We start from the raw sequence: 25,415 nt of genomic DNA, 5'->3' as shown, positions 1-25,415 counted from the left end.
GCTGCGCTATAACCCCGTCCGTGTCGTCCGGGCCGCCACGGGGAATGTCCGCGCGTGAACGCACCAATCGAGTTCATCCGCGCGGGCGCCGGCGCCCTGCAGCGGCGCGATCCCGCCCTGGCACGCCGTCTGGTCGCCCGCGCCGTCGCCCTGGCGCCGGAGTCCGCCGACGCCTGGAACCTGCTGGGCGTCGCCCACACCACCACCGGTGACTTCGCCGCGGCGGAGCCCCGTTTCCGCCGCGCCGCGCTCTGCGCGCCGGCCAATCCCGCCACCGCCCGCAACCTTGCCGAATGCCTGAAGCGCCAGGGCCGCGCGGAGGACGCGCGCCTCCACCTGGTGCAGGCGGTGCGGCGCGGCGCGCTGTCGCCCGACCTGCTGTGCGATCTGGCCGACCTGATGGGCACGGGGCCGGACGCCGGGCCCGCCCTGCGGCTCTACCGCCGCGCCCTGGCGCTGGCCCCCGACCATGGCCGCGCCCTGAACAACATGGCGGAGGCGCTGCGGCGGGGCGGCCCATCGAGCGAGGCGGCGCGGATCCTCCACGCGGTTGCCCGGCTGCGCGGCACCGCCGCCGCCTGGGCCACCGTGGGGGCGGAGTCGCTGGCGTCGGGCAACCAGCCCGCGTCCGCGCTGGACGCCTTGCGCCGCGCCGTGCTGCTCGACCCGGCGCTGCCCGGCGCCTGGGCGAACCTGGGCTTCGCCCACCTGGAGCGTCACGGGGCGGAGGAGGCCGAAGCCGGCTTCGCCCGCGCCCTGCGCCTCGCCCCGGACCTCGCCCCGGACCTCGCCCCGGATTTCGACGTTGCGCAGGTTGGGCTGGGCAGCGCGCGGCTGCTCGCCGGGCGCCTGCGCGAGGGGTCCGCTTCCTACGAGGCGCGGCTGCGGCTTCCCCAGTTCCAGCCGCCGCGGCGGTTCAGCCGGCCGGCCTGGGACGGGCGGGTTCGGCCGGGGACGACCTTGCTGATCCACGCCGACCGGGGCCTCGGCGACGCCATCCAGTTCATCCGCTACGCCCCTCTGCTGCGGGGGCGGGGCATGCGCGTAGTCTTCCTCGGCCCGTCCGGCCTGCTGGATCTGATCCGCGCGTCGGGGTTGGTGGACTCCGCGCACGACTATGACGGGCCGCTGCCGGACCACGACGCGCACGCCCACGTCCTCAGCCTGATCCACCTCATGGGGACGGAGCTGGACAGCATCCCGGCGGACGTCCCCTACCTGCGCGCGCCGGAGGAGGCCGTGCGGCGGTGGGGCCGCCGGCTGGCCGGGCTGCCGGGGCTGAAGGTCGGGCTCGTCTGGGCGGGCTCGGCGCAGTTCCAGTACGACCGCCAGCGCTCGCCGCGGCTCGGACCCTTGCTGCCCCTGACCACCATTCCGGGGGTGAGCCTGGTCGCCTTGCAGGTCGGGCACGGGCGCGAGGATCTGGAGCGCTTCCCCCTTCCCGAAACGGCGCTCGACCTGGGGGCGGAGCTGCGCGACTTCACCGACACCGCCGCCGTGGTCGCGGGGCTGGACGTGGTGGTCAGCTCCTGCACCTCCATGGCGCATCTGGCGGGGGCGATGGCAAAGCCGGTGGCGGTGCTGCTGCACGCCGGGTCGGAGTGGCGCTGGCTGCGGGAGCGCACGGACTCCCCCTGGTACCCCACCGCGCGCCTCTACCGCCAAGCGATTGCCGGCGACTGGTCCGACCCGGTGGAGCGGCTGCGCCAAGACCTGAACGCCCTGTTGGAACGGGGCGGCACGCCCAAGGACGGACCATGACGACGCTGTGCGTGACGGGCTGCGACGCCCAGTATTTCATCACCACCCTGGCGCTTCTGGAAGGGATGCGCGACCGGTTTCCCTCGGCCCCGATCCGCGTCTGCGATTTCGGCATGACGGACGGCCAGCGCGAGTTCCTGCGCGCCGCCGGGATGCTGCTGGATCGCCCCAAAATCCTGCAGCCGGGCGCGCACCCGTACCTGTGCAAGGGGCATCTATCGGACTATTGCGCCTGGGAGCCGTGGGACAACCTGCTCTGGCTGGACAGCGACCTGATGCTGGGCGCTCTCGACCTCCCGGCGGTCACGGCCATGGCGGACGGGTTGCGGCGGGCCGGCAAGTCCCTGGCCGCAACGGCGACCATCGACCGCCTCAGCATCGGCGGGATGCTGGAGGAACTGCGCGCCAAAGGCTATTACGTGGAGCCGGCCGAGGCGATCCTGCGCGGCCGCGGGGTGGATCCGGATCTGCCATACATCAGCACGGGATTGATGCTGTGGGTGTCGCGGGGCCCGCTGGCGCTCTGGTCAACGGCCTGCCGTTCCGTTCCCCAGCACGCGCTGTGGGAACAGAATGTGCTGAACATGGTGATGATGAAGGATCCGGAGTCGGTGGACGTGCTGGACGCCCGGCTGTGGCAGGTCTACGACGCGCCGCTGGCCGACGTGCAAACCACCGATCCGCAGGACCCGCGCGGCCTGCTGCTGGACGGCCGTCCGGTGATGTCCGTCCACGCCTCCTCCCGCCAGGGCCACCATCTGGACGCCGACGTGGCGTTCAACTTCGGGGACCATGTGTTGAAGGGCTATCTGCGCACCTTCGCCAACCCGACGCTTCAGCAGCGCCACCTGCGGCTCCTTGCGGCGGCGGTGTTCCGCGACCAGCCGGCGCTGGCCGACATCGGCGTCCTCCAGCCGCGATGAAAAGGTGAGGAGGTCGTTTCCCCCGCCCTCCACCCCCTCTCCCGCCCCCGGCGGGAGAGGGAGGGACCCACGCCCCCGGCGTGGGAGGGTGAGGGCAAGGTTACCCCGAGAATCCCCGCCCTTCATCTCCGGCATTCTCGGGACAACCAAGCCCTCACCCTCCCGCCGCTGACGCGACGGGCCCCTCCCTCTCCCTGCGGGGCAGGGAGAGGGGCAGGAGCGCGGGGGTTGCGCAACGACGGTCACGCGCCCGCCGTCGCCCCGCGAAGTTCGGCAAGCCTCTGACGCGCCCAATCGGCGTAGGGACTTTCGATGGCCTCGAAGATCGCGAGTGCTTGTTCCAGACATTCAACCGCGCGCCGCGTCTCGCCCAAGTCGGCGTAGGCGAGGCCGAGGTTGCCGAGGCTGACGCCCTCACCGTGGCGGTCGCCGATCTCGCGGGCGATGGCGAGGGCCTGCTCGTACTGCTCGATGGCGCGCCGCGTCTCGCCCAAGGCGGCGTAGGCGAGGCCGAGGTTGCCGAGGTCGCTGCCCTCGCCGCGGCGGTCGCCGATCTCGCGGGCGATGGCGAGGGCTTGCTCGTGATGCTCGATGGCGCGCCGCGTCTCGCCCAATCTGGCATAGGCGCAGCCGAGGTTGCCAAGGTTGTTGCTCTCGCCGCGGCGGTCGCCGATCTCGCGGGCGATGGCGAGGGCCTGCTCGTAATGCTCGATGGCGCGCCGCACCTCATCCAAATCGGCGTAGGCGAGGCCGAGGTTGCCCAGGACGCTTCCTTCACCGCGTCGGTCGCCGATCTCGCGGACGATGGCGAGGGCCTGCTTGTGATGCTCGATGGCGCGCCGCGTCTCGCCCAAGGTGGCGTAGGCGACACCGAGGTTGCCGAGGCGGGTTCCCTCGCCGCGTCGGTCGCCGATCTCGCGGGCGATGGCGAGGGCCTGCTTGTGATGCTCGATAGCGCGCCGCGTCTCGCCTAAGGCGACGTAGGCGACACCGAGGTTGCCGAGGTGGCTTCCTTCAAGCCCCCTCTCTCCCAGGGATCTTGCGGAAGCCCTAGCCGCTTCCAACCAGAAAATTCTCTGACGTGCAGTGAGACGAAGGCTGAGGACATTCACGCCAGCGTTCGGCAGTTCCGCGGAAACACCACGGGCTTGATCGTTCTCCTCCCTGTGCGCCTGAGCCCACTCGGCCGTCGCCGAAATGTTCAGCCACTCCCGGTCGCAAAGGGCCAACCCGTCCGCCACGCCCTGGTGTCCCGTCCGAAACAGGACATTGGCATGGCCGAGCACCGTCATGAAATACTGTGCAAACGCGCTCTGGCCATCGAGCAACCGTTGCGCGGAGCCGGGGGACGGGTCGCGGTCCGGTGCCCATGCGAACACGCCGCGGGCCAGCGGGCGCATCAAATCATGCAGCCGGTACCGCTTCGAACCATCCTCGAACAGGAGCAAACCGCGGTCCAGCACTTTGCGCAGAGGAGCGGCCGCGTCTTTCTCCCCGGCAAGTCCCCACACGGCCGCCGCCGCTGCGCGGTCGAAATCCGCGGGAAAAATGGTCAGCACCTGCCAGAACGCGGCAAGCTCCGGGTCTGTCTCGGCCAAGCGGCGGGCGCTGTGGGCAAGGACGGTCCCGACATTCCCGCGCTCCTTCCGCTCAACCTTCAAAACGTCGAGCCGGGTCTGCTCGTCGGCGAGGTCGGCGATGTAGTCGGCGGCGGTGCAGTCCTCGGCGTGGGCGAGGAAAGACCCGGCGACGCGCAGTGCGAGCGGCAGGTCGTCGCAGAGGTCGGCGATGCGGTCCCACTCCGCGTCGGTCGCCGTCTTGGGGCGTGCGGCGGCGCGCAGCAGGGCGACGGACTCCGGGCGGGGCAGCAGGCCGAGCTTCAGCGGGGCGGCGCCGTCGAGGTGGATGGGCTCCCGCGCGGTGACGATCAGGCCGCAGGGCGGGGGCGGGACGAGGGGTTCGACCTGGGCCGTGTCCGCGGCGTTGTCCAGCAGGATCAGCGCGCGCTTGCCCTCCAGCACGGACCGGTAGACCGATGCCATTTGCTGCGGGTCGTCCACAGGCTTCATGTCTGGATGGAAGGCGCGGATGACCTGGGCCATCGCCTCCAGCGAGGTCAACGGGGCGGCGTCGCCATGGCCCTGGAGGTTCACCACGATCTGCGCGTCGGGGTAGCGGCGCAGCAGCCGGCGCGCCGCGTGGACGGCCAGCGTGGTCTTGCCGATTCCGCCCATGCCGCGGATCGCGCTGACCGCTGCCGATCCGCCATGCTCACGGTCCAGCGCGGCAATGAGTTGGTCCACCTCCGTCGCTCGGCCGGTGAAATCTGGGAGGTCGGAGGGGAGTTGGTGCAGGGGCTGCTTGTTCGGCGGAGCCGTCGGGGATGCGTCCTGCTTCCGGGCTGCGGAGGATTCGTCCGTTTCGATCTGACCCGCAGCGTTGTGCAGCGCGTTGATTACCTTCGTCGCCAAATCGTCCGGCAGCAGGAAGCTATCAAACGTGCATTCCCGTTTGATGGCTTCTCGGAAGGTTGCAGCACGGATGAAATCCTCCTGATTCGAAATGAATTTCATCGATGGCTGAAAGTCTTCACCGATGACGAACGTCAGAATTTTCTTCCTTCCTGCTTTGGCCCATCGATATTCGAGCTCTGTGAAGGAAAGATTATCTTCGACGGAAATTGACCCGTAACACGCGCCGAAAATTCCGACGTAGATGTCGCATTGTTCCAGCTTTCGTCGGCAGACCTCCTTCGGCGCACCATCCTGCGCGCCGAAATTTTCCATATTGGATGGCTGGAACCGGTAGGACGTGTGAATGGCGTCAATGACCGCCTTGCGATATTCGGACAGATCGCGCTGCGTGGAACTTATGAACACGTTGATTTTCGACATGCGCGCGTCCGTACGTGTGCGGTTCTTTTGCACAACCATTGTAGCGGAGTGGCGTGAGGGTCGAAAGACTTGCGTGGGATGCTGAGCTGCGGACGTTCCGCCCCCACCCTGACCCTCCCCCGCTGGGCGGGGGAGGGGATTGGTTCAATCCGGGGTGGTTGCTTGGGTGAGGTGTCTAGGCTATAATTCCCATTGTCAATGGCGTTCCCGCGTCTGGCGCCCGTGCGACGTTACGCATTTCGATGTCGCACAGCGTTTCACGGTGTTTCATTCGGGTGCTCGTCTGGACCTTGCCCTCACCCTCCCACCGCTGACGCGGCGGGTCCCTCCCTCTCCCGCCGGGGGCGGGAGAGGGGATGGGGTGTTACTCCGCCGCCAGCGGCTGCGGGGTGGCCGGTTGGCGGAGGGTGTCGAGGAGTTTGGCTTCCTTGGCCTTGGCGGCCTCGACGTTGCGGGTCTTGATGTGGCCGTAGCCGCGCATGTCCAGGGGCAGGCGGGCGATCTCGACCGCCGTGGGCAGGGTGTCGCGGGTCAGGCGGTGCAGGACTTCGCCCATGACGGTCTCGTACTCGACGATCAGGCGGCGCTCCAGGCGGCGTTCGGCCAGCCAGCCGAAGGGGTCGAGCGGGGTGCCGCGCAGGCGCTTGCCTTTGGCGAGCAGGCGCAGCGCCTTCAGCATCCAGGGGCCGAAGCTCTTCTTCTTCGGTTCGCCGCCATCCTCGCCGGTCTCGCCCATCACGGGCGGGGCCATGTGGAAGACCAGCTTGTAATCGCCCTCGAACATGCGGCCGATCTGCTCGACGAAGCCGGTGTCGGTGTGCAGGCGCGCCACCTCGTACTCGTCCTTGTAGGCCAGCAGCTTGAAGTAGCCGCGGGCGACCGCCTCGGTCAGGGCGGTGGAGCCGGGAGCCTTCTGCCCCTCCACGCGGCGGGTCCAGTCGACCAGCGCGTGGTAGCGGCTGGCGTACGCGGCGTCCTGGTAGTCGGTCAGGAAGGCGGTGCGGCGCTCGATGGCCTCGTCCAGGGTCGCCGACGGGCGGCGCTGGTCGAGGATGAACAGGTCGTGGGCGGCTTTCTCCGCGGCCGGCGGGGTGGCGGCGGCCTCCACGCTGGCGAGGTCAACGGCGGCGCGGCGGCCCCAGTTGAAGGCGTCGGTGTTCATCGTCACCGCCACGCCGTTCAGCGCGATGGCCTTCAGGATGGCCTCGGCCGAGATCGGGATCAGGCCCTTCTGCCAGGCGTAGCCCATCAGGAAGGGGTTGGTCGCGATGCTGTCGCCGAGCAGCGCGGTGGCGAGCTTGGTGGCATCGAAGGCGTTCACCGCCCCGTCGCCGCAGGCCTTGCGGATGTCGGCGACGAGGTCGCGGACGGGCACGGTGAAGTCCGGCTTCTTCAGGAAGTCGACCGTGATGGTGTCGTGGGTGTTGATGACGGCGCGGGTGTGGCCGTGCTCCATCTTCGACAGGGCGTCGCCGGCCGCGGCGACGATCAGGTCGCAGCCGACCACCGCGTCGGCCCCGCCGGCGGCGATGCGGACGGAGTGGATGTCCTCCGGGCTGTGGGCGATGCGGATGTGGCTGGTGACGGCGCCGCCCTTCTGGGCGAGGCCGGTCATGTCCAGCACGCCGACGCCCTTGCCCTCGATGTGCGCGGCCATGCCGAGCAGCGCGCCGATGGTCACCACGCCGGTGCCGCCCACGCCGGTGACGTAGATGCCCCAGGGCCGGTCGAGGCTGGGCAGGTGGGGGGTCGGAAGGTCGGAGGCATCCGTTCCCTTCGCGGCGGCCGGCTTGGGCTTGCGCAGCTGCCCGCCCTCCACCGTCACGAAGCTGGGGCAGAAGCCCTTGGTGCAGGAATAGTCCTTGTTGCAGCTGGACTGGTCGATCTGGCGCTTACGGCCGAACTCGGTCTCCTGCGGCACGACGGACACGCAGGACGACTTGACGGAGCAGTCGCCGCAGCCCTCGCAGACCAACTCGTTGATGACCACGCGCTTGGCCGGGTCGACCATCTTGCCGCGCTTGCGGCGGCGGCGCTTCTCGGTGGCGCAGGTCTGGTCGTAGATCAGGACGCTGACGCCGGGGATCTCGCGCATCTCCTTCTGGACGCGCTCCAGGTCGTCGCGGTGCTCGACCGTGGTGAACTGCGGCAGGCCGGCGCCGATGCCGTACTTCTCCGGCTCGTCGGAGACGACGGTGATGCGCTCCACGCCCTCCGCGCGCAGCTGGGCGGCCAGCGACTGCACGGTCAGGGTGCCGTCCACCGGCTGCCCGCCGGTCATGGCGACGGCGTCGTTGAACAGGATCTTGTAGGTGATGTTGGCCTTCGACGCGATCGACTGCCGGATCGCCAGGATGCCGGAGTGGTAGTAGGTGCCGTCGCCGAGGTTGGCGAAGATGTGCTTCTCCTCGGTGAAGGGCGCCTGGCCGACCCAGGGCACGCCCTCGCCGCCCATCTGGGTGAAGGTGTCGGTCTTGCGGTCCAGCCACGTCGCCATGTAGTGGCAGCCGATGCCGCCCAGCGCGCGGCTTCCCTCCGGCACGTGGGTGGAGGTGTTGTGCGGGCAGCCGGAGCAGAAGGTCGGCTTGCGGATGACGCGGGCTTGGTGGGCCTTCTGCTTCTCCTGCGCGTCCAGGAAGGCGACGCGGCGCTTCAACTGCTCGTTGTCGATGAAGCGCTCCAGCCGGCGGCCGATGACCACGGCGATCTGGGCGGGGGACAGCTCACCGGCGGAGGGGAGGATCCACTCGCCATGCTCGTCGAACTTGCCGACGACCTTGGGGCGGACGTCCGGGTGCCAGTTGTACAGCTGCTCCTTCAACTGATTCTCGATGACCGCGCGCTTCTCCTCGACGACGACGATCTCCTCCAGCCCTTCCGCGAAGTGGCGGACGCCGTCGCGCTCCAGCGGCCAGGGCATGCCGACCTTGTAGACGGTGATGCCCCAGTCGGCGGCCTTCTCCTCGGTGATGCCCAGCTCGTCGAAGGCCTGGCGGACGTCCAGGTAGCTCTTGCCGGTGGTGACGATGCCGAAGCGCGGGCGCGGGCTTTCCATCACCACGCGGTCGATCCGGTTGGCACGCGCGAACGCCAGGGCGGCGTACAGCTTGTGCTTCATCAGCCGGTATTCCTGCTCCAGCGGCGGGTCGGGCCAGCGGATGTTCAGGCCGCCCGGTGGGATCGGGAAGTCGGTGGGGATGACCGGGCTGACGCGGTGCGGGTCGATGGTGACCGACGCGGAGGTGTCCACCGTCTCCGCAATCGTCTTCATGGCGATCCAGCAGCCGGAATAGCGGCTCATCGCCCAGCCGATCAGGCCGTAGTCCAGGATCTCCTGCACGCTGGCCGGGTTCAGGACCGGGATCATGGCGTGCATGAAGGCGTGTTCGGACTGGTGCGGGAAGGTGGAGGACTTGGCGTTGTGGTCGTCGCCGGTCAGCACCAGCACGCCGCCGTGCTTGGAGGTGCCGGCGCCGTTGGCGTGCTTGAACACGTCGCCGGAGCGGTCGACGCCCGGCCCCTTGCCGTACCACATGGCGTAGACGCCGTCGTACTTGGCGCCGGGGAACATGCCGACCTGCTGGCTGCCCCACACGGCGGTGGCGCCCAGCTCCTCGTTCACGCCGGGCTGGAACTGGATGTGGTTCTTTTCCAGGAACTTGCGCGCGTTCCACAGATTCTGGTCGAACCCGCCCAGCGGCGAGCCGCGATAACCTGAGATAAAGCAGGCCGTGTTCAGGCCGGCCGCGAGGTCGCGCTGGCGCTGCATCATCGGCAGGCGCACCAGCGCCTGGGTGCCCGTCAGGTACACACGCCCCTGTTCGAGCGCGTACTTGTCGTCCAGGGTCACGGTCGCGAGAGCCATTGTTCCATCCCCATATGAGCGCACGCTGAGGGCGCTGTTGCCGGGCGCCTTTGCGGCGCCGCTTTGTTTGTTGGATAACCAAAAAGGTAATGAAAGCTGCCGTATCTGTCCACGGGCCGCGGGGGCCGGCCTGCAAAAAGCAAGGAACGGTCGAGACCTCGCAGCGCTGTGAAACGGACGGGCGGGAATCCCCGCCCTAACGGAAATTCCCGCTCGCCTTCATTGGCTTCGGAATGGATATGGGGAGGCTATGAGGCCGGCGGCAGGGGGTGGCTTTGGCCATCGGGGGCGTCCGGCCACAGGCTCGGGTCGGCGGAGCCGCGCAGGGTCAGCGTGCGCACCATGGAGCGCAACGCCCGCACCAGGGCGCGCACGGCGACCGCGGTTTCGGCGTCGTGGGCGGTGGTGGCGACCCAGCGCAGGGCGTCCATGTGGGCCTGCACCGCCTCCTTGAAGCTCTCGGCGTCGTGATCCACCCAGGTGACGCAGGTGGACAGGGACGCCACCATCGCGGAGGCGCCCTGGACGCCGGTGGGATCGGCGCTCGCCGCGATCTGGAGGTCGGACACGGCGTGGCGCAGCCGGGTGCCCAGCGGGTCCGGCTTGTCGAGCGCCGCCTCAAGCCGGTCCAGCGCCAGCAGGAGCCGCACGCGCCGGGGTTCGGCCGAACGCACCGGCGGTCCGGGCGGCGGCAGGCGGAGAGGGGACCCGCCGGACAGGGCCGGGCGGGAGGATGCCGGGCGGGAGGGCGCAGGCTCCGGCCGGTCCTCGGGGCGGCTCTCGCGGACCTCGGGCTCGGCCTCCGGCCTTGACGGCCGCGGGCGGCGCGGGCGGGTCAGCACGGTCTCGATGCGGCGGGCGATGGTGGCGGCCGACGCCGGCTTGGCGAGCACGGAGTCCGCACCCGCGTCCCAGGCGGCGCGCACGGTGGCGAGGTCGGCGTTGGCGGTCAGCACAATGATCGGCAGGTCGGGGCTGAGGCTGCCGGGCGACCGCCGCACCCAGCTGACCAGCTGGGCGCCGCCCACCGGCTCCATCATCCAGTCGGTGACCAGAAGGTCGTACGGCTCGCGCCGCAGCAGCTCCTTGGCCTCCTGCCCGTTGGACACGGTGACGACCTGCCCGACTCCCCACAGCTCCAGCATGTCGCGCAGCGCCCGCTGGAGCAGGGCGTTGTTCTCGACGACGAGGATTTTCAGGTGGCTCGGATAGCGTCGCGCCATGGGCCGGTCCCGCAGGTTCAGATGATGTTGCGGGCTGAATATCCGAACGCAGTTCCCGGCTTTCAGGGTGCGGAGACGTGTTATCGCCGATCGGGCGCGGAACCGGCGCATGGGTTATCGGGTGGGGCAACAGGTCGGTGCAGGGGGTAGGAGGCTCCCCGTTCGAAGTGGCGGGGTGGTGCGTTCGGGGCGCGAAGGGAGCAGGCGCGGGTGGGCGCCGCCCCCTTCCCGGCTGCCTTCCGGACGCTCAGCGCACCAGCGCCAAGTCCTTCAGCACGGCGACCTCGTGGGCCTGCTCGTCCAGGCGCGCCTTCACCGCGTCGCCGATGGACATCACGCCGACCAGGTCGCCGGCGTCGTCGCACACCGGCACGTGGCGGTGGCGGCGGAGCGTCATCATCTGCATCAGGTCCTTGACCGTGTCCGCCGGCCGGCAGGTCTTGACCTCCTTGGTCATCAGATCCTCGACCGTAAGCTCCAGGGCGTCGGCCCCCTGGGTCGCAACGGCGCGGACGATGTCGCGCTCCGACAGGATGCCGACCAGCTTCCCGCGGCGGTCGCGCACGACCAGCGCGCCGATGCGCTTCTCGGTCAGCAGGCGCGCGGCGGTCGCCACCGATTCCGATGGAAGCGTGGCGGCGACGGTGTGGCCTTTGCGGTTCAGAACCTCGGCAACGGTGGTCATGTCCTCCCTCCCTGGCGGCTGCGGCGCGGCTTCGGAACGGCGGGACGCGGCGGGCGGACCGCCCGCGGCGCTCCTCTCCTCATCGTCATAGAGCGTGGGGCGGGCGACGGGCCGCGACAAGGAGGACCCCGCGTATAATCCCGTATATTAGAAAACGCTTTTTCTGTCCTGGACGCGCCGCATCCGTCCTCCTATGCTGCGCCGGTGGGAACGAGGGTGGAGGTGGCCATGGCCGGCAACTGTTGTGGTGGCTCCTGCGGAGGCGGTGGAGGCGGTCCGGGTATCGGACGGCAGGCGGACTACCGGCGCGTCCTGCGCATGGCGCTGCTGATCAACGCGGTCATGTTCGTGATCGAGCTGGTGGCGAGCCTGGACGCGGAGTCGATGGCGCTCCGCGCCGACGCGCTCGATTTCCTGGCGGACGCCGCCAATTACGGGGTCAGCCTGTGGGTGCTGGGCAAGGCGCTGGAGTGGCGATCCTGGGCCGCCGTGGTGAAGGGCTTGTCGCTCGGCGCGATGGGGCTGTGGGTCGTGGGATCGACGGCATGGAACGCCTACGCCGGAACGCTGCCCGACGCCCCGGTGATGGGCCTCGTCGGGTTGCTGGCGCTGGGCGCCAACCTGTCGGTGGCGGCGCTGCTGTTCGCCAGCCGGCGCGGCGACGCCAACATGCGCTCGGTCTGGCTGTGCTCCCGGAACGACGCGATGGCCAACGTCGCGGTGATGCTGGCGGGGGCCGGCGTCTGGACGATGCGCGAAGGTTGGCCAGACATCCTCGTGGCCGCGGTCATCGCCGGCCTTGCTTTGTCCGCCGCCTTGTCGATCCTGCGCCAAGCGTTCTCGGAGTTGCGGGCCTACCACGACTCCGCAGCCGGGGCCTCCGCAGCCGGGACGGGCGAGGGGGCTTGACAACCCGCGCGTCCTATGGCGGAGTTGCCGCCATGAACACCGTTTCGCTCTCCCCGTCGCGTCGTTGGTGGCGGCCCGTGTAACCGGGCCGGCCAGCCGACGCGCGTTGAGCGCAGAACCATCGAAAGGCCGCCCGGGGGTTCCGGGCGGCCTTTCCTCTTCGAGGGTTCAGGGTGTCGATCAGGGATCTCCGGGTGTGCTCCACCCCCGTCACGATCCCCGGAGACGCCCGATGTATCCCGCTGACTTCCTCGCCCAGCCGAGACAACTCGACCCGCTGATCTACCGGACGGCGGGCGGCCTCATCGTCCATCGCATGGCGGAGCCGCTGGAGGCGGACGGCGCGCTCGACCCGGTCATCGATGCGCTCGACACCCGGCGCGGCCTTCTGCTGGGCAGCGGGGTGGAGGCGCCCGGCCGCTACCGCCGCTTCGCGCTGGGCTTCACCGACCCGCCGCTCGCCGTCACCGCGCGGGGGCGGACCGTGCGCATCGACGCGCTGAACGCGCGGGGGCGGGTGCTGCTGCCGTCGGTCGCCGCGCAGCTCCGGGCGATGGAGGCGCTGGCCGGCATCGAGGAGTCGCCCGCCCGCGTCACCGTCCTGGTCCGCAAGCCCGTCCACCCCTTCCCAGAGGAGGAGCGGAGCCGCCAGCCCTCTGTCTTCTCCGTCCTGCGTGCCCTGCTTGCGCTGTTCGCGGCGCCGGACGACCCGCTTCTGGGACTCTACGGCGCCTTCGCCTATGACCTCGCCTTCCAGTTCGAGCCGATCCGCCTGCGGCTGGAGCGGCCGGACGACCAGCGCGACCTCGTCCTCTACCTGCCGGACCGCCTCGTCGCGGTGGACCCGGTGAGCGGCGTGGCGCGGCGCTTCGACTACGAGTTCGCCGACGACACCGGTTCGACCCGGGGCCTGCCCCGCACGGGGCGCGCCCACGCCTATCGCCCGGACAGCAACGCGGCGGGCGCCTGCGACCATGCCCCCGGCGACTACCAACGGGTCGTGGAGGCCGCCAAGGAGGCCTTCCGGCGCGGCGACCTGTTCGAGGTGGTGCCGGGCCAGACCTTCGCGGAGCCCTGCGCCGACACACCGTCCGCCGTGTTTCGCCGGCTGCGGCGGGCCAACCCGGCGCCCTACGAGGCGCTGGTGAATCTCGGCTTCGGGGAGTTCCTGGTCGCGGCCAGCCCGGAGATGTATGTGCGGGTGGGACAAGGGCCCAGTGGAGAGGGCCGGGTGGAGACCTGCCCGATTTCCGGCACCGTGGCCCGCGGCGCGGACGCCATCGGCGACTCCGCGCAGATCCTGCGTCTGCTGACCTCGGCCAAGGACGCGGCGGAGCTGACCATGTGCACCGACGTGGACCGCAACGACAAGGCGCGGGTGTGCGAGCCGGGGTCGGTCCGCGTGGTCGGCCGCCGTATGATCGAGCTGTACTCTCGCCTGATCCACACGGTTGACCATGTGGAGGGGCGCCTGCGGCCGGGCTTCGACGCGCTCGACGCCTTCCTGACCCACACCTGGGCGGTGACCGTCACCGGCGCCCCGAAGCGCTGGGCCATGCAGTTCCTTGAGGACACGGAGCAATCGCCGCGGCGCTGGTACGGCGGGGCCTTCGGGCGGCTCGGCTTCGACGGCGGGATGGACACCGGGCTGACTCTGCGCACCATCCGCATGGCCGAGGGCGTCGCCCAGGTGCGCGCCGGCGCCACCCTTCTGTCCGACAGCGATCCCGACGCGGAGGACGCGGAGTGCCGCCTGAAGGCGTCGGCCTTCCTCGACGCCATCCTCGGCGCCCGAGACACCATGGGGGCGGCCGCGGCGGTGGAGCCGGCGGCACCGGTCCGGACGGGGCAGGGGCGGCGCGTCCTGCTGGTGGACCACGACGACAGCTTCGTCCACACGCTGGCCGACTATCTGCGGCAGACCGGGGCATCGGTGACGACGCTGCGGCACGTCCACGCGCGCGCGGCGCTGGCCGCCGACCCGCCCGACCTCGTCGTGCTGTCGCCGGGTCCCGGCCGCCCGTCCGACTTCGACGTGGCGGGCACGCTGGACGCGGCCCTGGCGCAGGGCGTGCCGGTGTTCGGCGTCTGCCTCGGGCTCCAGGGCATGGTGGAGCGGTTCGGCGGCAACCTGTCCGTCCTGCCGGAACCCGCGCACGGCAAGGCGTCGGAGGTGCGGGTGCTGCCGGGAGGAGCGCTGTTCGAAGGGCTGCCGGAGCGCCTGACGGTGGGGCGTTACCACTCGCTGGTGGCGCGGCGCGACCGCCTGCCGGAGGATCTGCGGGTGACGGCGGAAACCGCCGACGGCCTCGTCATGGCCGTGGAACACCGCCGGCTGCCGGTCGCGGCCGTGCAGTTCCACCCCGAATCGATCCTGTCGCTCGGCGGTGGTGCGGGCTTGGCGCTGGTGGGCAACGTGATGGCCCGGCTGGCCGGGCGGGTGCGCGTGGAGGAGGCGGCCTGAGGCCGCCTTTCCGGATCGGAAGCGGGGGGTGCGGAGGGTTACTCCAGCATCCCCAGCGCTTCCTTGTACAGCTCCAGGATCGCTTCCTGCTCCTGCCGGTCCGCCTTGTCCATTTTGCGCAGGCGGATGATCTGGCGGATGATCTTGGTGTCGAAGCCAGTGCCCTTGGCCTCGGCGTAGACTTCCTTGACGTCCTCCTGCAGGCCGCGCTTTTCCTCTTCCAGGCGCTCGATGCGCTCGACGAAGGACCTCAGGCGATCCGCCGCAATGCCGCCGACGTCGGACATGATGGGGTAACCTCAAATAGGGAGCTTTGGAAAACCGGGGCGGACGATATCGGCGGGCGTGCCCGATGGCAAGGGGGCTGCCGGCCGCGACGCCGGTTGCCACAGGCGGGCGCGGTCCGGAACAGCCGGCAGGACGGGTCCGTGGCGCGGCGGAGTGCCGCTGCGGACAGGCTTGCAGAAAAGATCCTTCACAAAATCGGGTTGAATCGGTCATGGTGCGCCACTCCGTTTCCGTGCCCTCCGGGAGCCCGACGATGCGCCGTGGTCGAACGCCGATTCCTCCCTACGCGCTCCGGCTTTGCCGCGTCCTTCTCCTGGCCCTGTGGGTCGCCGGGGCCGGCCTTGCGGCGCCGTCGCGCGCCACGGCGGAGGACTTGGCCATCGGGCTTGGGTCGGAGGTGACCTCGCTCGATCCGCACTTCCACAATCTGACGCCCAACAGCATCGTCGGCAGCCACGTTTTCGACTCCCTGACCCTGCCCGACGAGTTCAAATGGCCGACACCGGGCCTCGCCGTGCGGTGGCGGCCGGTGGACGACAACACCTGGGAGTTCGCGCTCCGCCGCAACGTCGTCTTCCACGACGGGACACCGTTCACCGCAGCCGACGCGGCGGCCAGCCTGAAGCGCGCCCTGGCCGTGCAGGGCAGCCCCTATCCCTATGCGGCGATTCTGCGGTCGGTGACCGACCTGGTCGTGGTGAACGACCACACGCTGCGCATCCGGACCAGCACGCCGGATCCGACGATTCCCGCGGCCGTCGGGCAGGTCGCGGTCATCCCGGCGCGGTTCGCCGACGCGGCGCGCGAGGATTTCGACAGCGGGCGCGCGATGGTCGGCACGGGGCCTTTCCGCTTTCTCGGCAGCCACGGACTGTCTGAGGTGACGCTGGCGGCAAATCCCGTCTATTGGGGCGGCCGCCCGCGTTGGGACAAGCTGACCCTGCGGATCATGCCGGTGGCGAGCGAGCGGGTGGCGGCCCTGACCGCCGGGACCGTGCACGTCATCGACCAGGTGCCGCCCTCCGACGTCGGCCGGCTCCAGGCCGACCCGCAGGTCGCGGTGCGCAGCGGTCTGTCGGCGCGGCTGATCTATCTGGCGCTGGACGTCGGGCGGGACCGGTCCCCCTTCGTCACCGATCGCAACGGCGCGCCGCTGCCGCGGAACCCGCTGAAGGACCCGCGGGTCCGCCGGGCCATCTCCAAGGCGATCAACCGCCAGGGCACCGTCGACCTTTTGCTGGAGGGGCTGGGATCCCCCGCCGGGCAGCTGTTGCCGCGCGGCTTCTTCGGCACCAGCCCGGCGCTGAAGCCCGACGACTATGACCCGGAGGCGGCCAAGCGGCTGCTGGCGGAGGCCGGCTGGCCGAACGGCTTCGTCCTGACGCTGCACGCGCCGAACAACCGCTACGCCAACGATGCGGCGGTCGCGCGCACGTTGGGCGTGGCCCTGTCCCGCATCGGCATTTCCACGAAGGTGGAGACGCTGCCCTCGGCGGAGTTCTTCGCGCGCGCCGCCAAGCTGGAGTTCAGCGCCTACATGTCCGGAATCACCACCGACCTCGGGGAAACGACGGACATCCTGCTGTCGCTGATCGCCACCTACGACGACGGGCGCAACCGGGGGCGCATCAACCGGATGCGCTATTCCAACCCGGCCATCGACTCCATCCTGGAGCGCGCCGTCGTCACGCTGGACCCCATGGCGCGGGAGGGGCTTCTGCGCGAGGCGGTGGAAGGGGCCATGGCGGACGCCGCCGTGCTGCCGCTCTACTTCGAGAGCAAGACTTGGGCGATGCGCGCGCGCTATTCCTTCGCACCCCGCGCCGACGAATTCACCCTCGCCACCGAGGTGGAAGCCAAACGGCCCAGCGCTGCCAAATAGGCCGAGTCGGCCCGCGCCCCGCCCGTCCGCGTCGCGTTCGTCGCGCCACGCTCGCCCTATAGAGCGCCTCCGCCGAAAGGAGGATGGCGCCGCGTTGAGAATGGGGCGACCCTGCGCGTCCGAAGACGCGCGTCCATTCCGCCAGCTTCCGAATTGTTGCGCCGCACTATCACCGCTGGTAATACCATCGACGGGTGACTCTTCACAACGTGTCACAAATCCGGCATTCATGCCTATGGTCTAAGCCGATTGCCCGGAAATCGGCCACTTCGCGGCAGGGGAGACAACAACCATGAAAATCGCCATACCCAGGGAGCGGCGCGCGGGGGAACATCGCGTCGCGGCGTCGCCTGAGACGGTCAAGAAACTGAAAGCCCTCGGCCTCGACGTGGTCGTGGAAAGCGGCGCCGGGCTGGGCTCCAACCTGCCGGATTCCTTCTTTGCCGACGCTGGCGCCACCATCGCGCCGGACGCCGCGTCGGCACTGTCCGACGCCGACATCGTGCTGAAGGTTCAGCGCCCGCTGATCGCGGGCGAGGGCGAGTTGGACGAGCTGGCGCTGCTCAAGCGCGGCGCCCTGCTGCTCGCCATCCTGAACCCGTACAACAGCCGCGACCATGTGGCCGCCTACGCCACCGCCGGGGTGAACGCCTTCGCCATGGAGTTCATGCCGCGCATCACCCGCGCCCAGGTCATGGACGTTCTGTCCTCCCAGGCCAACCTCGCCGGCTTCAAGGCGGTGGTCGACGCGGCTTCTGAGTACGGCCGCGCCTTCCCGATGATGATGACCGCCGCGGGCACCGTGCCGCCGGCCAAGGCTTTCATCATGGGCGTCGGCGTCGCCGGCCTGCAGGCCATCGCCACGGCCAAGCGGCTGGGCGCCATCGTCTCGGCCACCGACGTGCGCCCGGCGGTGAAGGAGCAGGTGCAGAGCCTCGGCGGCAGCTTCGTCGCGGTGGAGAACGAGGAGTTCAAACAGGCCGAGACGGCCGGCGGCTACGCCAAGGAGATGTCGGACGACTACAAGCGCCAGCAGGCCGCACTCGTGGCCGAGCACATCAAGAAGCAGGACATTGTGATCACCACGGCGCTGATCCCCGGCCGCAAGGCGCCGGTGCTGGTGACGCGGGAGCATGTGGCGTCGATGAAGCCGGGTTCGGTGATCATCGACCTGGCGGTGGAGCAGGGCGGCAACGTCGAGGGCTCCGAGTTGGGCAAGGTGGTTGTCACCGAGAACGGGGTCAAAATCGTCGGGCACGCCAACTACCCCAGCCGCATCGCCGAGAGCGCCTCGCTCTTGTACGCCAAGAACCTGCTCGCCCTGCTCCAGTCGCTGCACGACAAGGAGAAGGGCATCACGCTCAACTGGGACGACGAGATCGTCAAGGCCATCGCGCTGACCCGCGACGGTCAGGTCGTCCACCCCGCCTTCGCCGGCCAGACGGTCTGACGGCCCTAGGGAGAGAGACATGGACCAGACCCAACTGTCCAACCGCATCGTCGAGCTGAAGGCGCAGCTTTCCGCGGCCAGCCAGCAGATCGACGCGCTGGCCGCCCAGGCGGCCGCCCTCGGCCACCCCGCCGCGGCGGAGGCCGCCAGCCACGGCAGCTTCTTCATCACCGGCCTGACGGTGCTCGTGCTGGCCTGCTTCGTGGGCTACTACGTGGTGTGGCGGGTGACGCCGGCGCTGCACTCGCCGCTGATGGCGGTGACCAACGCCGTGTCCTCGGTGATCATCGTCGGCGCGCTGATCGCCGCCGGACCCGCCGGATTCGGCTTCTCCAAGATCATGGGCTTCCTCGCCGTCATCCTGGCCAGCGTCAACATCTTCGGCGGCTTCCTGGTCACCCAGCGCATGCTCTCCATGTTCAAGAAGAAGGGCAAGTAACCATGGAAACGCTGTCGGCCCTTCTCTACCTCGTCGCCTCGGTCTGCTTCATCATGGCGCTGCGCGGCCTCAGCAGCCCGGAGACCTCGCGCCAGGGCAACCTCTACGGCATGGTCGGCATGACCATCGCCATCCTCACCACGCTGGCCCTGCCCATCGTCCAGTCCTACTGGATGATCGTGCTCGGCATCGCCATCGGCGGCGGCATCGGCTACGTCATCGCCAAGAAGATCGAGATGACCGCGCTGCCCCAACTGGTCGCCGCCTTCCACTCGCTGGTCGGTCTGGCCGCGGTGTTCGTGGCGCTGTCGGCCTTCTACTCGCCGGAGGCCTACGGCATCGGCGTGCCCGGCGCCATCGCCAAGGGCTCGCTGGTCGAGATGGCGCTCGGCACCGCCATCGGCGCCATCACCTTCACCGGCTCCATCGTCGCCTTCGCCAAGCTGCAAGGTCTGGTCACCGGCAAGCCGCTAGTCTTCCCCTTCCAGCACCACCTCAACGCCGCGCTCGGCGTGCTGACCATCCTGCTCATCCTTTGGCTGGTGCAGTCGAATTCCTCGGCCGCCTTGTGGCTGATCGTCGGCGTTTCCCTGGCGTTGGGCTTCCTGCTGATCCTGCCGATCGGCGGGGCGGACATGCCGGTGGTGATCTCGATGCTGAACAGCTACTCCGGCTGGGCGGCGGCGGGCATCGGCTTCACGCTGCAGAACAACCTGCTGATCATCACCGGCGCGCTGGTCGGCTCCTCGGGCGCGATCCTGTCCTACATCATGTGCAAGGGCATGAACCGCTCGATCTTCAACGTTATCCTCGGCGGCTTCGGCGGGGAGAGCGCCGCAGCGGCGGCCGGTCGCGCCGGTGGCGGTGAGCGCGGGCAGGTGAAGGCCGGCTCGCCGGAGGACGCGGCCTACATCATGAAGAACGCGCAGTCGGTGATCATCGTGCCGGGCTACGGCATGGCGGTGGCGCAGGCGCAGCACGCGCTGCGCGAGATGGCCGACCTGCTGAAGAAGGAAGGCGTGGACGTCAAGTACGCCATCCATCCCGTCGCGGGCCGCATGCCGGGCCACATGAACGTGCTGCTGGCCGAGGCCAACGTGCCCTACGACGAGGTGTTCGAGCTGGAGGACATCAACCGCGACTTCGGCACGGCCGACGTGGCCTTCGTGATCGGCGCCAACGACGTGACCAACCCGGCGGCCAAGACCGACCCGGCCAGCCCGATCTACGGCATGCCGATCCTGGACGTGGAGAAGGCCAAGACGGTGTTCTTCATCAAGCGCGGCATGGCCGCCGGCTACGCCGGCGTGGAGAACGAGCTGTTCTTCCGCCCCAACACCATGATGCTGTTCGGCGACGCCAAGAAGGTCACCGAAGAGGTCGTGAAGTCCATGGAGTGATCCGCGGCGTTTCGACCCTGGCGTGATGCGAACCCCCGAGGCATGCTGGTGCCTCGGGGGTTTTCTTTTTCCCCCGATAAGAAGACCCGAACGAGGCCGGAGGACGCCATGCCCGCCTACATCATCGCCGACGTGAAGGTGACCGACAGCGCCGCCTACGAGCGCTACAAGGCGCTGACCCCCAACGCCATCACCAAGAACGGCGGCCGGTTCCTGGCCCGCGGCGGCGAGACGGAGGTGCTGGAGGGCGGTTGGCAGCCCAACCGCGTGGTGATCCTGGAGTTCCCGGACATGGCCGCGGCCAGGGCCTTCTACGACAGCCCCGAATACCGCGAAGCGCGCGAAGCCCGGAAGGGCGCCGCCGACTTCAAGATGATCCTGGTGGAGGGGGCGTGATCGTGGGGCAGGGTGGCGTCGGTTCGACGAGCTAACCTTAACCACAGAGACACGGAGACACAGAGTGCGGAAGGCTCTGTGTCTCCGTGTCTCTGTGGTTAAATTCCGCCGTGCTTCAGCTCTTCTTCACGCCGAAGCAATGCTCCGGCCCTGGGAAGGTCCGTGCCTTGACCTCGGCGGCGTAAGCCGCCGCGGCCTCGCCCATGGCGGCGCCCAGTTGGGCGTAGCGCTTCACGAACTTCGGCTGGAAGTCGCTGAACAGGCCCAGCATGTCGTCGGAGACCAGCACCTGCCCGTCGCAGGCGGGGGAGGCGCCGATGCCGATGGTCGGAACGGCGACATCCTCGGTGATCTGGCGGGCGAGCGACTCCATGGTGCCCTCGATGACCAGGGAGAAGGCGCCGGCCTCGGCGATGGCGCGGGCGTCGTCGCGGATGCGCTCCGCGCTCGCCGGGTCGCGGCCCACGGCCTTGTAGCCGCCAAGCGCGTTGACCGACTGCGGCAGCAGGCCGACATGGCCCATCACCGGCACGCCGCGGCTGGTCAGGAAGGCCACCGTCTCGGCCATCTCGGCCCCGCCTTCCAGCTTCACCGCCTGGGCGCCGGTTTCCGCCATCACGCGCGCGGCGTTGCGGAACGCCGCCTGCGGGCTTTCCTGGTAGCTGCCGAAGGGCAGGTCGACCACGACGCAGGCACGCTGCGATCCGCGCACCACGGCGGCGCCATGGGCGATCATCAGGTCGAGCGTGACGGGCAGGGTGCTGTCGAAGCCGTAGACCACCATGCCCAGCGAGTCGCCGACCAGCAGCAGGTCCACATGCGGATCGAGCAGCCGGGCGACGGGCGCCGTGTAGGCGGTCAGGCAGACGATTGGCTCGCCACCCTTGCGGGCGCGGAGCGCCGGGACAGACATGCGTGCGGTGGTCTTGGACGCGCTCATCACCCATCCGCCTGATCGAGAAAATGCGGATGCACCAAAACCGCCCACGCGAACGAGCACGGGGCGGCAGGCGCAAGACACAAGAGGGGCTGGCGCGCGAACGCGCTTTGGGTGCCCGGCGCGCCGAGGCGCGCCTGTCAATCCGGCGCGAAAAGCGCTCGGCTATTAATAGCCCTCGCGCTCCATGCGCTTGCGGAGCAGCTTGCGGGTGCGACGCACCGCCTCAGCCTTCTCGCGCGCGCGCTTCTCCGAGGGCTTCTCGTAGTTCCGGCGCAGCTTCATTTCCCGGAAAATGCCCTCGCGCTGCATCTTCTTCTTCAGCGCGCGGAGGGCCTGATCGACGTTGTTGTCTCGGACCAGAACTTGCACGTTTACCGTCACCCTTTCAAGTGAGCCGAGTTGCAATTAAGCAACAAACAGGCATGCGCTTGCGGGCGCACCCCTTGTGTGGACGATTGTTTAGCACGGACAGCGCCCTGTGTGAAGCGGAGTCTTCGGCTTCCCCGTCTCCACGTCGGAAGGACTGGGGCGAAATGGTTGCCGGACAGGAGGAATCTCCCAGATAATGGGCCATGGCCCTTCTGAAAATCGCCCGCATGGGGCATCCGGTCCTCCGCATGGTCGCGGACCCCGTGCCCGACCCGACCGATCCGGAGATCCGGCGGCTCGCCGCCGACATGATCGACACCATGATGGACGCGCCCGGAGTCGGGCTGGCGGCCCCGCAGGTGCACGAGTCGCTGCGCATGATCGTGTTCCGCGTGCCCTCCGACCGCTCCGGCGGCGAGGTGGTGGCGCCGACCGTGCTGATCAATCCGGTGGTCGAACCCGTCGGCGACGCCATGGCCGACGGCTGGGAAGGCTGCCTGTCGATTCCCGGCATGCGCGGCATCGTGCCGCGCTTCACCCGCATCCGCTACCGTGGAGTCGGGCTGGAGGGCGAACCCGTCGAGCGGGAGGCGAGCGGCTTCCACGCCCGCGTGATCCAGCACGAATACGACCACCTGGACGGCATTCTTTACATCGACCGCATGCCCGATCTGCGCTATCTCGCGTTCAATGAGATGGCGCATCACGTGACCGAAGCGCTGGAGCGGGAAAAGGGGGAGGATTGACCATGGACGCTGCCCTGGACATGGATGTGGTGCGCGACGACATCCTGGTCTCGACGCTGCCCAACATCGTCTTCGACGGGTGGAGCATGACGGCGCTGCGCGACGGCGCGCAGATGGCCGGCTACGACACGGCCACCATGCACCGCGCCTTCCCCGGCGGCATCCCGGAGCTGGTCGAGCATTTCGGCGTCTGGACCGACCGGCGCATGCTGGCGGAGATGGACCAGCACCCGCTGCCCGACATGAAGGTGCGCGACCGCATAGCCCTGGCCATCCGCACCCATTTCGAGGTGCTGGAGCCGCATCTGGAGGCCAAGCGGCGGCTGATCGCCTACCTCGCCATGCCGCAGAACCTGGGCCTCGGCCTGCGGATGCTCTACCGCACGGTGGACGCCATGTGGTTCGCGGCCGGCGACACGGCCACCGACTTCAACCACTACACCAAGCGCGCGACGCTGGGCGCGGTGCTCAGCTCCGCCACCTTCTACTGGCTCGACGATCGGTCGGAGGGGCATGTGGAGACCTGGGCCTTCATCGACCGGCGCCTGGACGACGTGATGAACATGGGCAAGGCCATGTCCGCCATGGGCCGCGCCGGCCGGCTGCTGAGCCACCTGCCGAGCCCGATGCGCTTCGCCCGCCAGATCCGGCAGCGCAGCGGCACCGTCAAAGCCGCGGAGAGTGCGACCACGCACATGGCTGAGAATATCTGAGGGCTGAGAACATTTGAGGGCGGAGAACATCCGAGGGGAGGCGCGCCCCGCGCCTTCCCCGGTGCGACCCTTTACGGCTTCGGCGGCGTGCCGCCTTCGGCCATGAAGGCGGCGAAGGCGTCCTTGTAGTCCGGGTGCCAGCGCGACAGGGGCGGGCGATTGCGGATGATGTCCTCCGCCGCCCACTGGATGCGCCGGTTGTCCATGTCCCGCGTCACATCGTTGTCCGGGCACAGGATGTAGAAGTCGCCGGCCGCCATGGCGGGCAGCATGAAATCTACGACCTGGTCCGCCGTCCAGGCGCCCGCGGGCTTCTCCGCGACTCCGCGCGCCCGCGTGAAGCCGGTGTAGGTGAAGCCGGGAATCAGCAGATGCGCGGTGACCTGGCAGCCGTCGGTGTTGCGCAGCTCGTGCGCCAGGGCCTCGGTCACCACCTTCACCCCGGCCTTGCTGGTGTTGTAGGCGGTGTCGCCCGGCGGGCAGGTGATGCCTTGCTTGGACCCGGTGGTGACGATGGCGGCGGGCGTGCCCTGCGCGATCATCGCCGGGGCGAAGAGCTGGATGCCGTGGACGACGCCCCACAGGTTGACGCCCAGGATTTGCCGCCAGCGGTCCGTGCTGCCGAACAGGGCGCCGCCGCCTTCCGTGCCGGCGTTGTTCATCAGCAGCGCGACCTCGCCGAAGGTCCGGTAGGCGAGGTCCTTCAGCCGCTCGACCTCCTCCAGGCGGGAGACGTCGGCGGTGACGGTGACCACGTCCTGCGGCTTGCGCGCCGCCTTGCGCACCGTCTCGGCTGCATGGCCCAGCGCCTCGGCGTCGACGTCGGCGAGGCAGACGGCCATGCCGAGCGACGCGAAGCGGGCGGCGGCGGCGAGCCCGATACCGCTTGCGGCCCCCGTGACGACGGCGGCGCGGCCGGGGGTCAGGGCGGGATGGTTCTGCATGGGAAGAGCCTTCGATTGTCTCGAGTCGGTGTCCGTGCGAACGCACCATGTGGAGCGTCCGGCGGAGGTCGGCAATCGGGCAAGGGCAATTAAAGGAGGGTGATCAAACCGGCTCGCGCGCCGGCGTCTTCTTGCGGGCGCCCTTCAGGGCGGTGGCACGCGCCGCGGCGGCCAAGGCCGGCCGTGCCCAGCGAATCAGCTCGTCCGGCTCATCCAGCGCCGATTCGGGCGGTGGGTAATAGGCGAGGGTGACGGGCTTGTCGTCGGAGGGCTTGAAGGGTCGCAGCCCCAGCGCCTCGTAGTCGGCGCGGTTGCCGTCGTCAGCCTTGAAGTACAGAACCTCGTCCGCGACGATGGCGAAGAACAGCCCGTCGCAATAGAGGCCATAGCCGCCGAACATGCGGCGAACCGCCAGATCGCCCAACGGCGCCAGCGACTCGCACACCATCTGCACGAAATCGCTGAGCGGCGCCGGGGCCATGGGCGGCGGTGTCCTGTAGGGTGGGAACTACTTCTTGCGGAAGGCGTCCAGCGCCACGACCTCGCCGCGCTTCGGCTCCTCGGCCGGGGCGGCGCCGTCGGTCTTGTCCGCTTCCGCCTTCGCCGTGTCGGTCTTGGCCAGCTTGGCGATGGTCGGCTTGGCGCCATCGCGGGCTGGGCCGTCCTTGCGCAGTCCGTCCTTGCGCTCCGGCGCCTCGCGAGTCGGCAGGGCGGCGACCTCGGCCGATTCGGCCGGCGCCGCGGGCTGGAACTGCAGCGCGAAGTTCACCGACGGGTCGGCGAAGGTGGTGATGGCGGCGTAGGGGATGACCAGACGCTCGTGCACGTTGTTGAAGCTCAGCGTCACCTCGAAATGGTCGTCCAGAGCCTCCAGCCCATAATACTGGTACTGGATCACGATGGTCATTTCGTTGGGATACTGCGCGGCCAGATATTCCGGGATGTCGACGCCCGGAAAGGCGGTGCGGAACGTCAGGTAAAAGTGGTGATTGCCGGGGAGCCCGCGGTCGGTGACTTGACGAAGCGCGTCACGGACGACACCGCGCAGGGCGGCCTCGACCATGCGGTCATAACGCAACTGCTCTCTCGGCATTCTTGGGCGGGTCCTTAACGCCAAAAAGGAA

General features: G+C 69.3%; 21 protein-coding genes. 11 read left to right on the top strand and 10 right to left on the bottom strand.

From position 1 onward, the window contains the following. The first annotated feature begins 54 nt into the window (after positions 1-54). Together J2851_RS09485 and J2851_RS09480 are read left to right on the top strand one after the other, a co-directional pair. Positions 55-1,761 carry a tetratricopeptide repeat protein gene (locus J2851_RS09485; RefSeq protein WP_209765972.1) on the top strand — a complete coding sequence of 569 codons (1,707 nt, stop codon included), beginning with the start codon at positions 55-57 and terminating at the stop codon, positions 1,759-1,761. Beyond that, positions 1,758-2,684, top strand: coding sequence for a hypothetical protein (locus J2851_RS09480; RefSeq protein ID WP_209765971.1), 927 nt, complete (start codon positions 1,758-1,760; stop codon positions 2,682-2,684). Before J2851_RS09485 ends, J2851_RS09480 begins: the two co-directional genes overlap by 4 nt. Positions 2,685-2,926: 242 nt before the next feature. On the opposite strand, the gene J2851_RS09475 is transcribed toward J2851_RS09480, so the two are convergent. From J2851_RS09475 to J2851_RS09460, 4 genes are all read right to left on the bottom strand, one after another. Beyond that, positions 2,927-5,578, bottom strand: a complete 2,652-nt coding sequence (locus J2851_RS09475) for a tetratricopeptide repeat protein (protein ID WP_209765970.1) — start codon at positions 5,576-5,578, stop codon at positions 2,927-2,929. 364 nt (positions 5,579-5,942) lie between these two features. Further along, positions 5,943-9,443: an indolepyruvate ferredoxin oxidoreductase family protein gene (locus tag J2851_RS09470; RefSeq protein ID WP_209765968.1), complete on the bottom strand. Its 3,501-nt coding sequence runs from the start codon at positions 9,441-9,443 to the stop codon at positions 5,943-5,945. Between the two features lie 248 nt (positions 9,444-9,691). Next, a complete protein-coding gene (locus J2851_RS09465) occupies positions 9,692-10,666 on the bottom strand; it encodes a response regulator (RefSeq protein WP_209765967.1) in 975 nt (324 codons plus the stop codon). A 247-nt stretch (positions 10,667-10,913) separates the two neighbouring features. Further along, on the bottom strand, positions 10,914-11,351 hold the full coding sequence (locus J2851_RS09460) for a CBS domain-containing protein (protein ID WP_209765966.1): 438 nt from the start codon (positions 11,349-11,351) through the stop codon (positions 10,914-10,916). A 228-nt stretch (positions 11,352-11,579) separates the two neighbouring features. On the opposite strand from J2851_RS09460, the gene J2851_RS09455 reads away from it, so the two are divergent. Together J2851_RS09455 and J2851_RS09450 are read left to right on the top strand one after the other, a co-directional pair. Further along, complete coding sequence (locus tag J2851_RS09455) at positions 11,580-12,260, top strand: cation efflux transmembrane domain-containing protein (protein ID WP_209765965.1); 681 nt, start codon at positions 11,580-11,582, stop codon at positions 12,258-12,260. 232 nt (positions 12,261-12,492) lie between these two features. Then, complete coding sequence (locus tag J2851_RS09450) at positions 12,493-14,724, top strand: anthranilate synthase (protein ID WP_209765964.1); 2,232 nt, start codon at positions 12,493-12,495, stop codon at positions 14,722-14,724. Positions 14,725-14,762: 38 nt separating this feature from the next. Here J2851_RS09450 and J2851_RS09445 read toward each other — a convergent pair whose 3' ends face one another. Continuing rightward, on the bottom strand, positions 14,763-15,011 hold the full coding sequence (locus tag J2851_RS09445) for a DUF2312 domain-containing protein (protein ID WP_209765963.1): 249 nt from the start codon (positions 15,009-15,011) through the stop codon (positions 14,763-14,765). Between the two features lie 254 nt (positions 15,012-15,265). Here J2851_RS09445 and J2851_RS09440 point away from each other — a divergent pair, with 254 nt between their 5' ends. The 5 genes from J2851_RS09440 (at position 15,266) to J2851_RS09420 (ending at position 20,579) form a co-directional block, all read left to right on the top strand. Next, positions 15,266-16,894 carry an ABC transporter substrate-binding protein gene (locus J2851_RS09440; protein ID WP_209765962.1) on the top strand — a complete coding sequence of 543 codons (1,629 nt, stop codon included), beginning with the start codon at positions 15,266-15,268 and terminating at the stop codon, positions 16,892-16,894. A gap of 292 nt (positions 16,895-17,186) precedes the next feature. Then, positions 17,187-18,344, top strand: a complete 1,158-nt coding sequence (locus J2851_RS09435) for a Re/Si-specific NAD(P)(+) transhydrogenase subunit alpha (RefSeq protein WP_209765961.1) — start codon at positions 17,187-17,189, stop codon at positions 18,342-18,344. A 19-nt stretch (positions 18,345-18,363) separates the two neighbouring features. Continuing rightward, entirely contained in the window at positions 18,364-18,783 is a 420-nt protein-coding gene (locus J2851_RS09430) for an NAD(P) transhydrogenase subunit alpha part 2 (protein WP_209765960.1), read from the top strand. A 2-nt stretch (positions 18,784-18,785) separates the two neighbouring features. Next, positions 18,786-20,183, top strand: coding sequence for an NAD(P)(+) transhydrogenase (Re/Si-specific) subunit beta (locus tag J2851_RS09425; RefSeq protein ID WP_209765957.1), 1,398 nt, complete (start codon positions 18,786-18,788; stop codon positions 20,181-20,183). A 108-nt stretch (positions 20,184-20,291) separates the two neighbouring features. Then, complete coding sequence (locus J2851_RS09420) at positions 20,292-20,579, top strand: DUF1330 domain-containing protein (RefSeq protein WP_209765956.1); 288 nt, start codon at positions 20,292-20,294, stop codon at positions 20,577-20,579. Positions 20,580-20,694: 115 nt separating this feature from the next. On the opposite strand, the gene panB is transcribed toward J2851_RS09420, so the two are convergent. Beyond that, positions 20,695-21,519 (bottom strand): 3-methyl-2-oxobutanoate hydroxymethyltransferase, encoded by an 825-nt coding sequence (gene panB, locus J2851_RS09415; protein WP_209765954.1) that lies wholly within the window; start codon positions 21,517-21,519, stop codon positions 20,695-20,697. A gap of 165 nt (positions 21,520-21,684) precedes the next feature. Further along, positions 21,685-21,888: a 30S ribosomal protein S21 gene (gene rpsU, locus J2851_RS36295; protein WP_012974546.1), complete on the bottom strand. Its 204-nt coding sequence runs from the start codon at positions 21,886-21,888 to the stop codon at positions 21,685-21,687. 203 nt (positions 21,889-22,091) lie between these two features. Here rpsU and def point away from each other — a divergent pair, with 203 nt between their 5' ends. Together def and J2851_RS09400 are read left to right on the top strand one after the other, a co-directional pair. Beyond that, positions 22,092-22,634: a peptide deformylase gene (gene def, locus J2851_RS09405; protein ID WP_209765951.1), complete on the top strand. Its 543-nt coding sequence runs from the start codon at positions 22,092-22,094 to the stop codon at positions 22,632-22,634. Between the two features lie 2 nt (positions 22,635-22,636). Next, positions 22,637-23,347, top strand: coding sequence for a COQ9 family protein (locus J2851_RS09400; protein ID WP_209765949.1), 711 nt, complete (start codon positions 22,637-22,639; stop codon positions 23,345-23,347). A 71-nt stretch (positions 23,348-23,418) separates the two neighbouring features. On the opposite strand, the gene J2851_RS09395 is transcribed toward J2851_RS09400, so the two are convergent. The 3 genes from J2851_RS09395 to J2851_RS09385 all read right to left on the bottom strand — a co-directional run bounded on the left by J2851_RS09395 (position 23,419) and on the right by J2851_RS09385 (position 25,384). Next, positions 23,419-24,291, bottom strand: a complete 873-nt coding sequence (locus J2851_RS09395; protein WP_209765947.1) for an SDR family NAD(P)-dependent oxidoreductase — start codon at positions 24,289-24,291, stop codon at positions 23,419-23,421. Between the two features lie 103 nt (positions 24,292-24,394). Next, positions 24,395-24,772, bottom strand: a complete 378-nt coding sequence (locus tag J2851_RS09390) for a TfoX/Sxy family protein (protein WP_209765945.1) — start codon at positions 24,770-24,772, stop codon at positions 24,395-24,397. 27 nt (positions 24,773-24,799) lie between these two features. Beyond that, on the bottom strand, positions 24,800-25,384 hold the full coding sequence (locus J2851_RS09385; protein ID WP_209765943.1) for an SspB family protein: 585 nt from the start codon (positions 25,382-25,384) through the stop codon (positions 24,800-24,802). Positions 25,385-25,415: the final 31 nt, after the last annotated feature.

The sequence above is a fragment of the Azospirillum rugosum genome, assembly GCF_017876155.1.
Classification (GTDB): Bacteria; Pseudomonadota; Alphaproteobacteria; order Azospirillales; family Azospirillaceae; genus Azospirillum; species Azospirillum rugosum.
This window is presented reverse-complemented; position numbering and strand designations above follow the sequence as displayed.

Coding starts and splice junctions, on each gene's coding strand:
- J2851_RS09435 (WP_209765961.1), top strand. CDS start 17,187: ATGAAAATCGCCATACCCAGGGAGCGGCGCGCGGGGGAACATCGCGTC.
- J2851_RS09455 (WP_209765965.1), top strand. CDS start 11,580: ATGGCCGGCAACTGTTGTGGTGGCTCCTGCGGAGGCGGTGGAGGCGGT.
- J2851_RS09430 (WP_209765960.1), top strand. CDS start 18,364: ATGGACCAGACCCAACTGTCCAACCGCATCGTCGAGCTGAAGGCGCAG.
- panB (WP_209765954.1), bottom strand. CDS start 21,519: ATGAGCGCGTCCAAGACCACCGCACGCATGTCTGTCCCGGCGCTCCGC.
- J2851_RS09460 (WP_209765966.1), bottom strand. CDS start 11,351: ATGACCACCGTTGCCGAGGTTCTGAACCGCAAAGGCCACACCGTCGCC.
- J2851_RS09450 (WP_209765964.1), top strand. CDS start 12,493: ATGTATCCCGCTGACTTCCTCGCCCAGCCGAGACAACTCGACCCGCTG.
- J2851_RS09395 (WP_209765947.1), bottom strand. CDS start 24,291: ATGCAGAACCATCCCGCCCTGACCCCCGGCCGCGCCGCCGTCGTCACG.
- J2851_RS09445 (WP_209765963.1), bottom strand. CDS start 15,011: ATGTCCGACGTCGGCGGCATTGCGGCGGATCGCCTGAGGTCCTTCGTC.
- J2851_RS09420 (WP_209765956.1), top strand. CDS start 20,292: ATGCCCGCCTACATCATCGCCGACGTGAAGGTGACCGACAGCGCCGCC.
- J2851_RS09390 (WP_209765945.1), bottom strand. CDS start 24,772: ATGGCCCCGGCGCCGCTCAGCGATTTCGTGCAGATGGTGTGCGAGTCG.
- J2851_RS09470 (WP_209765968.1), bottom strand. CDS start 9,443: ATGGCTCTCGCGACCGTGACCCTGGACGACAAGTACGCGCTCGAACAG.
- J2851_RS09440 (WP_209765962.1), top strand. CDS start 15,266: ATGCGCCGTGGTCGAACGCCGATTCCTCCCTACGCGCTCCGGCTTTGC.
- J2851_RS09465 (WP_209765967.1), bottom strand. CDS start 10,666: ATGGCGCGACGCTATCCGAGCCACCTGAAAATCCTCGTCGTCGAGAAC.
- J2851_RS09425 (WP_209765957.1), top strand. CDS start 18,786: ATGGAAACGCTGTCGGCCCTTCTCTACCTCGTCGCCTCGGTCTGCTTC.
- J2851_RS09400 (WP_209765949.1), top strand. CDS start 22,637: ATGGACGCTGCCCTGGACATGGATGTGGTGCGCGACGACATCCTGGTC.
- J2851_RS09385 (WP_209765943.1), bottom strand. CDS start 25,384: ATGCCGAGAGAGCAGTTGCGTTATGACCGCATGGTCGAGGCCGCCCTG.
- def (WP_209765951.1), top strand. CDS start 22,092: ATGGCCCTTCTGAAAATCGCCCGCATGGGGCATCCGGTCCTCCGCATG.
- J2851_RS09480 (WP_209765971.1), top strand. CDS start 1,758: ATGACGACGCTGTGCGTGACGGGCTGCGACGCCCAGTATTTCATCACC.
- J2851_RS09475 (WP_209765970.1), bottom strand. CDS start 5,578: ATGTCGAAAATCAACGTGTTCATAAGTTCCACGCAGCGCGATCTGTCC.